This window comes from Chitinophaga sp. (genome assembly GCF_017745275.1).
Lineage (GTDB): Bacteria > Bacteroidota > Bacteroidia > Chitinophagales > Chitinophagaceae > Chitinophaga.
The window spans coordinates 17,959-31,189 of the sequence record NZ_JAGHZS010000004.1 but is presented as its reverse complement, the minus strand read 5'-3'; the positions used below and the strand labels follow the sequence as shown (position 1 = coordinate 31,189).

General features: G+C 47.9%; 6 protein-coding genes. All 6 read left to right on the top strand.

What is annotated here, in order from left to right:
* The first annotated feature begins 6 nt into the window (after positions 1-6).
* The 6 genes from J7623_RS13020 (at position 7) to J7623_RS12995 (ending at position 13,187) form a co-directional block, all read left to right on the top strand.
* On the top strand, positions 7-3,402 hold the full coding sequence (locus J7623_RS13020) for a TonB-dependent receptor (RefSeq protein ID WP_291920736.1): 3,396 nt from the start codon (positions 7-9) through the stop codon (positions 3,400-3,402).
* Positions 3,403-3,419: 17 nt separating this feature from the next.
* Positions 3,420-4,943, top strand: a complete 1,524-nt coding sequence (locus J7623_RS13015) for a RagB/SusD family nutrient uptake outer membrane protein (RefSeq protein ID WP_291920735.1) — start codon at positions 3,420-3,422, stop codon at positions 4,941-4,943.
* A gap of 8 nt (positions 4,944-4,951) precedes the next feature.
* Complete coding sequence (locus J7623_RS13010) at positions 4,952-8,041, top strand: glycoside hydrolase family 2 TIM barrel-domain containing protein (RefSeq protein ID WP_291920734.1); 3,090 nt, start codon at positions 4,952-4,954, stop codon at positions 8,039-8,041.
* Between the two features lies 1 nt (position 8,042).
* Positions 8,043-9,932, top strand: coding sequence for a trehalase family glycosidase (locus tag J7623_RS13005; protein WP_291920733.1), 1,890 nt, complete (start codon positions 8,043-8,045; stop codon positions 9,930-9,932).
* A gap of 10 nt (positions 9,933-9,942) precedes the next feature.
* A complete protein-coding gene (locus J7623_RS13000; RefSeq protein ID WP_291920732.1) occupies positions 9,943-12,225 on the top strand; it encodes an aminotransferase class III-fold pyridoxal phosphate-dependent enzyme in 2,283 nt (760 codons plus the stop codon).
* A 170-nt stretch (positions 12,226-12,395) separates the two neighbouring features.
* The gene (locus J7623_RS12995) at positions 12,396-13,187 is read left to right on the top strand and encodes a hypothetical protein (protein ID WP_291920731.1); all 792 of its coding nucleotides are present in this window, start codon (positions 12,396-12,398) and stop codon (positions 13,185-13,187) included.
* Positions 13,188-13,231: the final 44 nt, after the last annotated feature.

Genomic DNA, 13,231 nt, shown 5'->3' with positions numbered 1-13,231 from the left:
AATGTTATGAGAAAGAAAAGTATCTCTTGTACCTACAAGGGTATGGCCCGACGCATGCTCTGTATGGCGGTGGCAGTATGTTTGCTGTCATGGGTACAGATCACGGAAGGACTAAAGAATAAAGTAGAAGTAGGGTTTTCCCAATCCAGCGTAATCAACGCGTTACGCTACCTGGAGAAAAATACGGCACTGAAATTTTCTTACAACCGGGACGACCTGGAACGTACGGCTAAATTTTCGATCGACAAAAAAGTACGTACGGTAGAAGCTTTACTGAAAGAAATATGTAATGCTACCGGCCTGGAATATAAAATAACAGCCGACATCATCCTCGTAAAGCCAGCCGCTCCACCCGCCATTTCCCAAGTGGATCAGCAAAAAGAAGAAAACCTGAAGGGCACCGTAAAAGCATCCACCGGTGAACTGATGCCAGGTGTGAGCATAAAAGTAAAAGGCAGCGCCAAAGGCGCCCTAACCAATGAAAATGGCGCCTTTAACCTGACAGGCGTACCGGAGAATGCTATCCTGCAGATAAGCTTCATCGGATACGAAGACCAGGAAGTAAAAGTAAGCGGCAACAAAGACCTGAGCATCACCCTGTATCCTTCGTTAAAAGTATTAGACCAGGTGGTAGTAGTCGGTTATGGTACCCAACGTAAAGGGAACGTAACCAGCGCCATCTCTTCTGTAAAAGGTGAGACCATTTCCAGTATGTCCACCAATAATCCTGTAGATGCACTCCAGGGACGTGTAGCCGGTTTAACAGTAGTGAATAGCGGCGGCCAGCCTGGCGCTACTGCTGATGTACGCATTCGCGGATTAAGCACTATGGGCGGACATAAACCTTTGTTTGTTATCGACGGATCACCCGGCGACCCTGCTTACCTGAGCAATAATGATATTGCCTCTATGGAGGTGTTAAAAGATGGTGCAGCTGCCTCTATCTATGGTTCTTCTGCCGCTAACGGTGTGGTACTCATCACCACCAAAAAAGGAAAGAAAGGTGCACCGGTAGTTGATTTTACCGCTTACTATGCCGGCGTAAAACCAACTGGCCAATATAAACTGCTGGATGCAGAAGGATATAAGTCTGTGCTGAAAATGATGTACCAGAATGCAGGCCGTAACTTACCTGCTTATGTGACTAAAAATACCGGTGTAAACACCAACTGGCAGGATGAAGTAACCCGCCCCGGCACCGCAGAAAATTATAACCTCAACCTCCGCGGTGGTGGCGACTATATCACCTATTCCCTCAGTGGAGATATCACCAATGAAAAAGGTACTTTCGTTGGATCTGATTTTAAGAAGAAAACCATTCGCTCCCGTAATGAATATAAAAAAGGTATCGTTACTGCAGAAGTAAACGTGGCTTATGCAGAAACAAAATCCAGCGTACCAAGATTCTCTGTGCGTGAATCTTATTTCCAGTCGCCCTTGCTGCCGGTATTAGACAGTAAAGAGAAATATGGTTATGGCCTGCAGGTAGATAACCTGCCGAAGTTCCAGAACCCAATGGCAGCAGATCACTATTTGCAGAATAGTATCACTACCCAATACCTGAATGCCAATGGACGCTTTACCCTGGCCCTGGCAAAAGGACTGAAGTTTACCACCAACCTGAACCTGATCAACGAAAATGATTTCTCGTTCAGCTTCCGTCCTGCGGTGCGTATCAATCCTAACGATGGGGCGGTACCATATGCCAATCTTTACAATCAGCGCTCTAATTACCGGGATCGCCTGATGGAAAACCTCCTGTATTACGACTGGTCAAAAGGTAAGCACAGCCTGAACCTGCTGGCAGGTTATACCGCACAGGAAATTACCAATGAATGGCTCAATGTAACCGCTGATGGTAAAACCGTTGTACGGACTATACAGGATGGTGTACTGGTAGAAAAAACAGTACCAGGCGGTTTCCTGGATCCTTCCTTTGTAACCATGGATGGCGCTTTGGGCGGCACTTTCGGCGCCGGTGGCAGCAAAACAAAATATGTTCGGGTGTCTCAACTGGCTCGTGTCAACTATTCATATGACGACCGCTACATGTTGCAACTGGCTATCAGAAGAGATGGTTCCTCCAAGTTTGACCTCGACAAACGCTATGGTGTCTTCCCGTCTGTAGCGGTGGGCTGGAATCTGCAGAAAGAAGCTTTTATGAGCAATGTTACCTGGCTGGATATGTTGAAAATACGTGCCAGCTACGGTGAACTGGGTATTGAGCAGGCGTTGCAGCCTTATTCTCACCTGAACCTCATGTATGTTGACAATACCTGGGCAGGTGGTTCCGTACAGGGTAGCGGTGCGACTCCCTGGCCTGGTATTATTGCCCAGGACCTGTTAGGCCGTGAACTGCATTGGGAAACCAACCGCTCTGCCAACATTGGTTTTGACTACGCATTGATTAAAAACCGGCTGAGTGGTTCCTTCAACTACTTTAATAATCACACCATCGGCTTGCTGGTAACGAAGGAAGTACCACCATCTTCCGGCGTAAACAATCCAACCCTGAACGTGGGTAAATTCAACAACCGCGGATGGGAGCTGGAAGCTACTTACAGCAACCAGTTAAATGGCTTGCAATACAACGTTACCGGTACACTCAGCAGCGTTAAAAATGAAGTAGTGCAACTGGGTAACAATGGTCAGTCATTAAATGGTACCGGTCTTAAATTCGGTTCCGATCACATCGCTAACCAAACCCGTGTAGGTAAAGAAGTGGGTGCCTTCTACCTGTATGAAGCAGATGGTATTTTCCAAACGGATGCAGAAGCTGCCAACTATAAAAATAAAGCAGGAGATGCATTACAGCCTTTTGCCAAAGCAGGGGACATTCGTTTTAAAGATAGCAATGGTGACGGGGTAATCGATGATAACGATAAAACCTACCAGGGTTCCGGCTTCCCTAAACTGGAATATGGTTTGAACATCAACCTGAATTATAAACATTTCGACCTTACCCTGTTTGTACAGGGCGTAACAGGTAACAAAATTTATAACGGTAACCGCTTCGAACTGGAAGGAATGGATGCAGGCCGTAATTTCCTGACCACCACCTTAAATGCCTGGACACCGGAAAATACCCATACCGATATGCCACGTGCTATTTTGGGCGATCCTAACAGGAATGCGCGTGAGTCCACCCGCTTCCTGGAAAAAGGGGACTATGTGCGCCTGAAGACTATCCAGGTGGGGTATACTTTACCTGCCAGCTTATTGAGCCGTTACAAAATTCAGAAAATCCGCTTTTATGCCGCTGGTCAAAACCTGTGGACCATCACCAAATACAGCGGCCTGGATCCTGAAATCTCAAGAGCTTCTGTGTTAGATACAGGTCTGGATCGTATGCAATATCCACAGAACAAAAAAGTAATGGTGGGTGCGCAATTGTCTTTCTAAGCATAAAATCATTTAAGATGAAAAAATCATATTTATATATACCCGTTGTACTTGCATTCCTGGCCTTAACACCAGGTTGCAGTAAAGATGTGCTGGATCAGCGTTCTCCGGATAAACTGGAAAGCGAGTTGTACTGGACTACCAAAGAAAGGGCGCTGTCAGGCTTGTCGGCGGCTTATTCACAGGTAGAAGGCTTCGTATATTGGGATAACTACGTGGAAGCACGTTCAGTACGCAGCTTCTACCGTGAAGACTATGTAGAGCCTGGTGATGATGCCTACAACTATGCATGGTGGGTGGAACATTATAATTTCAACTTTACTTCCGGTAACTATGCCATCGACCTGTTATGGCGCGAAAACTACCGTGGTATCTATTATACCAACCAGGTATTGGAAGCCGTAGCTGGTATGAAACCGGAAATGATTGACGATGCCTCTAAGAATCAGATCCTGGCAGAAGCCCATTTCCTGCGTGCTTATTATCACTATAAGCTGATCATTGATTTTGAAAAAATCATTATCCGTGATAAGGTGCCAAAGAAAGAAGGAGAGCTTCCTGCTGCTTTATCAGAACGTAAAGCTGCGTGGGATTTCATCTGCAGTGAACTGAAAGCTGCAGAAGCTGCGCTGCCACTGCGTAGCGAACGCCCGGATAATGAATTGGGACGCGTTACCAAAGGTGCTGCGCAGGCACTGTTAGGGAAAGTGTATTTATATCGTGCGGGAGAAGACAAAGGCAACGCCCCTGCATTGCTCGCAGAATCATCTACCTGGCTGGGTAAAGTAATTGCCTCTAACCAGTACCAATTGAATACCGACTATATGTCTATGTTCAACGGTGCTGCCAGGAATACGCCGGAATCTATTTTTGAATTGCAACAGTCTTCCGATGTAAACAACGGCGCCGCCTACGGTTCTTACCTGGGCGACTGGGTAGCTGCTTCTGACATGGGCGGTTACGGTGAAATTTATGGTACGCCACGTTTCCTGGCGGAGTTCCTCAAAGAAGGTAAAACCGCCACTGATCAGTTGTATGATCACCGCGTATACAGTACCATCCTTTTCAATGATCCTTACTTCAACGATGCTACTAAAAAGGCATATGGATATACGTATAATGCTATCTTCGGCGCAACGGCTCATACCATTGCTTTCCGTAAATGGGTACCTGCTTCGCTCGATCGTTTAGGAAATGACAACGCCATCAACGTGCCACTGATCCGCCTGGCAGATGTAATGCTCATGCAGGCGGAAGTGCTGAATGAACTGGGCCGGCCAGGTGCGATGAATCTCATTAATACGGTACGTGCCCGTGCTAAAATGCCGGCATTGACCCTCACAGATAAAACAGCCATCTTCAACCAGGTTGTACATGAAAGAGTGATGGAGCTGACCCTGGAAAGCTGCCGTTACTACGATTTGCGCAGGTGGGGCCTGTTGGAAAAAGAGATGAAAGAAGCAAACCGCACGTTTTCTATAGACAAAGCATTTTACCCGCTTCCATTGAAAGAAACCGTGAATAACCCGATGGCTAACTAAGGAGATGTATGTATAATAGATTATTGTTGTTATTGGCCATGTTACCTGTGGTGACTACCGGTCAGGCACAAACGAACGACTGGGAAAATCCGCATAAAGTAGCAGAGCATGTATTAGCACCGCATGCCCATTTCATACCCTATATCAACGCAGCAGCAGCTGTACGCCGGGACTCCGCGCGTGCAGCTGTTAAACTGCTGGATGGTACCTGGCAGTTTCATATTGCCCGTAACCCTTCGGAACGACCGCTGGATTTTTATAAGAAAGGAACAGATGTATCTCACTGGAAAAAAATACAGGTGCCGGAAAACTGGCAGACAGCCGGATACGATAGCTACATTTTTACAGATGTGGAATATCCTTTCCCGCCTGATCCCCCACGGGTGCCGGCCAACTTCAACCCGGTAGGCTCTTACCGCCGCGATTTTACCATACCCGCCAACTGGAAAGATAAACAGGTGTGGATACACCTCGGCGGCGTTAACTCGTTTTTCTATCTCTGGATAAACGGACAATATGTGGGGCTGAGTAAAGACAGCAAAACTCCATCAGAATTTGATATCACGCCCTATCTGCAGGCAGGCAGTAACAGTGTAGCCATACAGGTGTTCCGGTTTAATGACGGCTCTTACCTGGAAGGCCAGGACATGTGGAAGCTCAGTGGCATTGAACGCAGCGTATACCTGGTAGCCAGGCCTAAGCTCTGTTTATATGACTTCTTCGCTAAACCACTGCTGGTTAACCAGTACAAAGATGGCCAATTGAATCTCGCGCTCACCCTGAACAGGCAGCCAACTCCTGCAGAAGCCGGGCAACGCATGCAGGTACAGCTGCTGGATAAAGGCAAAGTAATGCTCACCAAAGAGTGGAAGATAGGGAAAGACAGCACCTGGCAGATGGACGCCCTTTTTAAAGATATTCAACCCTGGAATGCAGAGCATCCGGCATTATATACACTGGTTATTACACATGTAGATAAAAGTGGCGCCGTACTGGAAAGCATGGCGCTTCGCATCGGCTTCCGTACCGTGGAAATTAAAAACGGGCAGTTCTTACTCAATGGCGTCGCTATTCACATCAAAGGCGTGAACCGTCATGAACACGACATGTACCGCGCCCGCGTGGTATCTCGTGCCGGCATGGTGCACGACCTGGAAGTGATGAAACAATACAACATTAACGCGGTGCGCAACAGCCACTATCCTGACACGGAAGAATGGTATGACCTCTGCGATGAATACGGCATTTACCTGGTGGACGAAGCCAATATTGAATGCGATGGCATGTCGTTTCATCCCTGGCAAACCCTCTCCGATAAACCAGACTGGGAGCAGGCTTACCTGCATCGTACCCGGCGCATGGTGGAGCGCGATAAAAATTATTGCAGCATTATCACCTGGTCGCTCGGCAACGAAAGCGGCTTCGGACAGAATTTTATTTCGACGTATAAGTACATCAAAGCAAAAGATAATACCCGGCCGGTACAATATGAAGCCGCCGGCCACAACGAATGGACAGACATCATTTGCCCGATGTATAAATCCATTTACACCATAGATAAAAAATTCCTGGATGTAAATGATAACCGCCCCATCATTCAATGCGAATATGCACACATGATGGGTAACAGCGGTGGTAACCTGAAGGAAGACTGGGACCAGGTTTACCAGCATCCCCGCTTACAGGGCGGGTTTATCTGGGATTTCGCTGACCAGACCTTCCTGAAAAAAGATGCCAATGGCCGCCAGATATGGGCCTATGGCGGTGATATGGGCACGGTAGGCGCTACCAGCGATACCAGTTTCTGTGCAGACGGCATGCTGGCAGCAGATCGTACTCCGCACCCGCAGGCGTTTGAAGTAAGAAAGGTGTATCAGAACGTACAGGTAAAACCGGAAGGCGATAAATGGCGTATATTTAACCGTTTTGATTTTACTAACTTAAACGCCTATACGATCAGGTGGCGGATCAGGGGAGACGGAGCTACTATTGAAAGTGGTAACTGTCCTGTACTTTCCATCGCCCCCGGCAGGGATTCCCTGGTAGCCATTGCCTTACCCAACGTTACCCCAACGGCTGGCACCCGCTACTATATTCACTTTGAAGCAGTAGATAAAAAAAATAAAGTAATAGCTACTGAGCAGTTTCCACTACCGGCTTATGTTCCGGTGGTAAAACAGGTACTCAGTGGTCCCGCGCTGGAAGTAAAGAACGATGGCAGCATCGGCAACGCTTTATTCCGCGCCGGATTCAATAAAACTACCGGCTGGCTGGAAACATATACTGCCGGTAACAACGCGCTGATGCAGGGACCTTTGCAACCACATTTCTGGCGTGCTGCTACCGATAACGACATTGGCAACAGCCAGCAGATTCGTTGTGAAGTATGGCAACATGCCCTGGAAGGCGCAGTGCTGCAGAAGTTTGAAGTAACGTCCCTCAGCGTTACGCGTACGCAGGTACAAACCCTGCATTATCTTCCTAAGGTAAAAGTAAACTATGCCACTACCTACACCATTGCTGTAAATGGTGATATCACCGTGGCAGTACAGTTTATGCCAACAGATACTACGTTGCCGGAGATTCCCCGCATGGGCATGCGCATGATCCTGCCGTCCCGCTACGACCAGGTCACCTGGCTGGGCAGAGGACCTTTCGATAACTACGCCGATCGCAAATATGCAGCAGACATCGACGTATATCACCTCGCGGCAGATGAACTGTTCCACCCGTATCCACGGGCACAGGAAAGTGGTTACCGTACGGATATCAGTTGGATGGCCCTGCAGGACAAAGACAAAGCCGGGTTCATGTTTGTATCCGACAGCTTACTCAGTGCAGGCGTACTGCATTTTGATATGGCCCGCCTGGATTTCGATCGCAAACAAAATAAACACGGTCATTCTATGCTCAATGAAGACCTGATCTGGTGGAATATCGACTACCTGCAATCAGGGCTGGGCGGCGATAACAGCTGGGGCGCAAAACCGCATCCACAATACCAGCTGCCCTGCAAAGCATATCAGTATACTTTTACTTTAAGACCTTTAAATGCCGGTGCTGAACCGGTGCAACAAGCAAAACAAAGATTCGAATAATATGAGGAAATGGTGGTGGCTACTGTGTTGTAGCGCGTTGAGCGTGAAAGCACAGCAGGCAGACAGGCAACAGTTTGCAGACGTATTGGATATTAAACACCAGGTAACAGATACTTCCGGCGTAGGCGTCAGTTTTTTTTCAGACCAGGGCGCATGGCATGCATATGCATTGCCTGCACAGGCAGCCGGCTATGGCGGCTTCGTTGGCCCGTTGCTGATGGATATGGATGGCCGCTGGCTGAGTAATGCCATTGCCCGGCTGCACGTGCTGGAAGGAGGAAAAGAGCTGTTGCCCGAAAACGGTACTCAGCATTATTATCCCGGCCTGCTGGAACAAAGTTACCAGTTGCCGGACATGAAAGTCCGCCTGCAACTCATTTTTACAAGTGCCACCACTGCCATGATACAGGCTACTATTGCCAACCAGGGCAATAAGCGCCGCCAGCTGGAGTTACAATGGGAGGGGAGCAGCCTGTTAAGCCAACCGGACTGGAAACAGCATCACCAGCAGTTGCAAATTAACGGTAACGGTCATACGTTTTATATAGATTACCTGTCACCCGCCCAGTGGAAAATTACTACTAACGGTGCCGGATATACGTCTGTCAAAAAAATTCAATTACCTGCAAAAGGTACCTGGCAGGAAACGCAGTTGCAGAGCTATCGGCAACCCGCTACCGGTGGCCACGATTTTACGATGGCCTTGCGGCAAAACAGGCAACGCTGGAATGGTTACCTGGAAGCCGCGTTTACGGCTGATACCACGCAACGCCGCCTCATGGTGAAATGTATTATGACGCTGCTCACCAACTGGCGCAGCGCTGCCGGAGATCTGAAGCATGAAGGTATCTTCCCGTCCGCCAGCTACCAGGGATTTTATGGCTTCTGGGCCTGGGATAGCTGGAAACAGGCCGCTGCCGTAAGTATTTTCCATCCGGAACTGGCTAAAAATAATATCCGCGCCATGTTCGATTATCAATGGCCGGATGGTATGGTGATCGATTGTATTTACACCAACAGTAAAGAGAACAACGCCCGCGATACTAAGCCACCATTGGCCGCATGGGCCGTATGGGAAGTATTCCGGCATACAAAAGACACGGCTTTCGTAAAAGAAATGTATGCACCATTGGTACGCTATCACCGTTGGTGGTATGCCAACCGCGATCATGATGGGGATAGTCTTTGTGAATACGGTTCCACCGATGGTACCCGCATTGCGGCTGCCTGGGAAAGTGGTATGGACAACGCTGTACGCTTCGACCATGCACGCATGCAGAAAAACAACGCACAGGCGTGGTCCCTGGATCAGTCATCCGTAGATCTCAATACCTATCTTTATGCAGAAAAGCAGTATCTTGCGAAAATGGCATCACTGCTGCATTTGGAGGATACCTGGACCGGGCAGACCGCATCGTTGAAAGCGAAAATTAACCAGCAATATTTTGATTCCGCTACCGGCTTTTATTATGATCGCCGGAAAGAGTTGATCAGAATAGAAGGTGCAGAGGGCTGGATTCCGCTGTGGGCAGGCATCTCCAGCAAGCAGCAGGCGGCAGGTGTAGCCGCCATCATGGCACAGCCGGGAAAATTCAATACTAAAGTGCCGATGCCGGTATTAACAGCAGATCATCCTAACTTCGACCCGCTGAAGGGTTACTGGCGGGGACCTGTATGGCTGGATCAGTTTTATTTTGGCATCGCCGGATTGAAAGCATATGGCTATAACGACCTGGCAACGGAGCTGACCAACAAATTGTGGCAAAACGCTACCGGCATGAATGACAACCTGCCGTTGTACGAAAATTATCATCCGCTGACCGGCAAAGGACTGAATGCGCCTAATTTTAGCTGGTCGGCAGCACATACTTTATTGTTATTGCGCGAGTAAATTAAACATCATGGATATAGCAGAAATGAAAGCACTGGTGCAGCAGCACTATGGAATTGACGTAAGTGTACAGGCGCTGGACGGTTATGAAGATCGTAACTTCCTCCTGGCAGACAAAGCCGGGCAGCAATACATCTGCAAAGTGGCGGACATCAGCAGTGATCTGCACCTGTTGGATGCCCAGTTGAAAATGCTGCGCCACCTGGCGGATACACCCGTAGCCAAAGGGTTTCAGCAGGTACTGCTAAATCAACAGGGAGAAGAAATAACCCGGCTGTCCACCGGGTACATGCGCATCCTGACTTTCCTGGAAGGAAGAATATGGGCAGATGAAATAGCACATACCCCACAACTGTTACTAAGCCTGGGGCATTTTTTGGGCAGGATGGATCGTGCACTGCAAGGCTTTGCACACCCGGCTGCTTATCGCATCTATAGCTGGGACCTGCGCAATACCCTCGCTGCCCGTGTTAATTTACCCGCTATCAAAGACCATGAACGCCGCCGCATGGTGGCCTATTTCCTGTTACAGTTTGAAACGGAAATAGTTCCACTGTTGCCACAACTGCGAATGGCTGTCATTCATAATGATGCCAACGACTATAACCTGCTCGTAAAAAATGAAGCCGTAACCGGCCTGATAGATTTTGGCGACATGGTATACACGCAACTGGTCAACAACCTGGCCATTGCCTGTACCTACGCCATGTTACACCAGGAAGATCCTTTAACAGCGGCCGCACAGGTGGTAAAAGGATACCAGGCAGAGTGGCCGTTAACAGACCAGGAAATTGGTTGCCTCTATTACCTGGTAGCAGCGCGTTTATGCATCAGCGTTACTAACTCTGCGCTCCGTACCGCAGAAGGGAGTAATAATCCCTTCCACTTTATTACAGAAGCGGGGGCCTGGAAATTATTATACCAACTGATTCAGATCAACCCCATGGCTGCTACAGACGCTTTCCGCGTAGCTGCGGGAATGGCGCCGCTGATCAAGCCCGCCGATGATTATGCGCCACTACTGGCGGAAAGAAAACAACGCATTGGCCGTAACCTCAGCATCAGCTACAAACAGCCGCTGAAAATATGGAAGGGCGCTTTGCAATACCTGTACGACGATAAAGGCCGCACCTTCGTGGATTGTGTGAATAACGTGAGTCATGTAGGACATTGCCATCCCACCGTAGTACAGGCTATTCAGCACCAGGCAGCCCGTCTTAATACCAATACCCGCTACCTGCACGATGAGCTGGTAGACTTTGCACGGCAACTCACAGCTACCTTGCCGGATTCATTACAGGTATGCTTCTTTACCAATTCCGGTAGTGAAGCCAATGACCTGGCCATCCGCATGAGTCGCCACTATACAAAACAGAAAGATGTCATTGTACTGGACCACGCCTACCATGGTACGTCTACCGTTGCCATGGAACTGAGCCCTTATAAATTCGATGGCAAAGGCGGCTTCGGGAAGCCGGCGCATACGCACAAAGCCATGAACCCGGACTTATACCGCGGTCCTTACAAGTATAATGATCCTAACGCCGGCACTGCTTATGCGCAGGATGTGGCAGATATTATTACCCGGTTATCGGGAGAAGGAAAAGGCATTGCGGCCTTCATTTGTGAAACGCTGCTCGGTGTAGGCGGACAAATACCATTGCCTCCCGGCTACCTGGAGCAGGTATACAAACATGTACGCGCCGCCGGTGGCCTTTGTATCGCCGACGAAGTACAGGTAGGTTTTGGCCGTGTAGGCAACCAATTCTGGGGCTTCCAGTTACAGGAAGTAGTACCGGATATTGTAGTACTGGGTAAACCAATTGGTAACGGTCACCCGCTGGCAGCAGTGGTGACTACGCAAGCCATTGCAGATGCCTTCAATAACGGCATGGAGTACTTCAATACCTTCGGTGGTAACCCCGTGTCCATGGCCTGCGGTAAAGCAGTATTACAAACCATCCAGGACGAGGAAATGCAGCAGCATGCCCTGGAAACCGGTGAGCATTTTATGGCAGGGTTACGGGAGCTTATGGCGAAATACCCGATCATCGGTGATGTACGTGGCCATGGATTATTCATTGGCGCCGAACTGGTACGCAGCCGGGAAACCCTGGAACCGGCAGTACCGGAAATAGATGTAGTGGTAGAAAAGATGAAGGACCGCGGATTTCTGATCAGCACCGACGGGCCACTGCATAATGTTTTGAAAATAAAACCACCATTAGTATTCAATAAAGAAAATGCCGATACGTTTTTACGGCATTTAGATGTAGTGCTGGGGGAGTTATAATGATGTAATCATACACCTTTGCCAAAAACGGGCGTAGCTGCACAGCTATGCCCGTTGTTATAACAGGGGCAATAGTTGTTGAGCTGCCGGAAAACCTATCTTCTAAAAACTTACTGAACAATTGGCGATAATATATATGAAGATATTATATCTTTGGCCAAAATTTTCCTATGAAATTATTTGTCAGCCTATCTGTTGTAGCTATAATGCTTGTTGCCTGCTCCAAGAAAAATACTGAGCCTACCGTTTCAAAGCCAATTCTGGAAAGACATTCGGATGCCATCTGCTGGCGTGCGGATACAATGGGTTTTTTCTACAATACTGATAATACTTTGGAACGTATGTACTTAACGCATTGGGGAATGATAACCTACAATTATATTTTCCGCTATGCCAATGATAAGCCATATCAGTTTTGGCGTGGCTATTACCTGACAGATGGAGCAGACAATATATACGGGACATTTGAATATAAAGATAAGGGAGTCAATTTTAATTGGTCTACCATCAACCGAAAACAATATGATTCACTGATATTTAATGACAAACAACAACTGATAGAATCGCATACCGTAAGGCCCGAATTTCAGCCAATGATCGGATCCATTGATCGTTTTTTTTGGGACGGAGGCAACGTTATAAAAAAGGAGAGATATGATGCCTGGACCCATGATCTTTATACTACTATCTATACCTATGATGATAAGAAGAATATTTACCCCGCTGGCCTGGCTTACGTGCTTATAGCACCAGAGTTTGGCTACTATTTATCAGCTAATAACATTAAGGAGGAAATAACAACCAGACGTAATGGTGGAGGTTATACTTACCCGGTATCTCATATAAAGTACAGATATTTATACAACGACAAAGGGTTGGCTACCAATGTAATGAAATCAATTTATGATGAACTGGGACAAGTTGTTGGAAGTGATTCCGCAACTGTTGTTTACCCTAGATAAATTTTGGTTGTGTTAAACTGATTTGAGAAAGTCATGGTTAGGAG

Coding starts and splice junctions, on each gene's coding strand:
- J7623_RS13015 (WP_291920735.1), top strand. CDS start 3,420: ATGAAAAAATCATATTTATATATACCCGTTGTACTTGCATTCCTGGCC.
- J7623_RS12995 (WP_291920731.1), top strand. CDS start 12,396: ATGAAATTATTTGTCAGCCTATCTGTTGTAGCTATAATGCTTGTTGCC.
- J7623_RS13000 (WP_291920732.1), top strand. CDS start 9,943: ATGGATATAGCAGAAATGAAAGCACTGGTGCAGCAGCACTATGGAATT.
- J7623_RS13005 (WP_291920733.1), top strand. CDS start 8,043: ATGAGGAAATGGTGGTGGCTACTGTGTTGTAGCGCGTTGAGCGTGAAA.
- J7623_RS13010 (WP_291920734.1), top strand. CDS start 4,952: ATGTATAATAGATTATTGTTGTTATTGGCCATGTTACCTGTGGTGACT.
- J7623_RS13020 (WP_291920736.1), top strand. CDS start 7: ATGAGAAAGAAAAGTATCTCTTGTACCTACAAGGGTATGGCCCGACGC.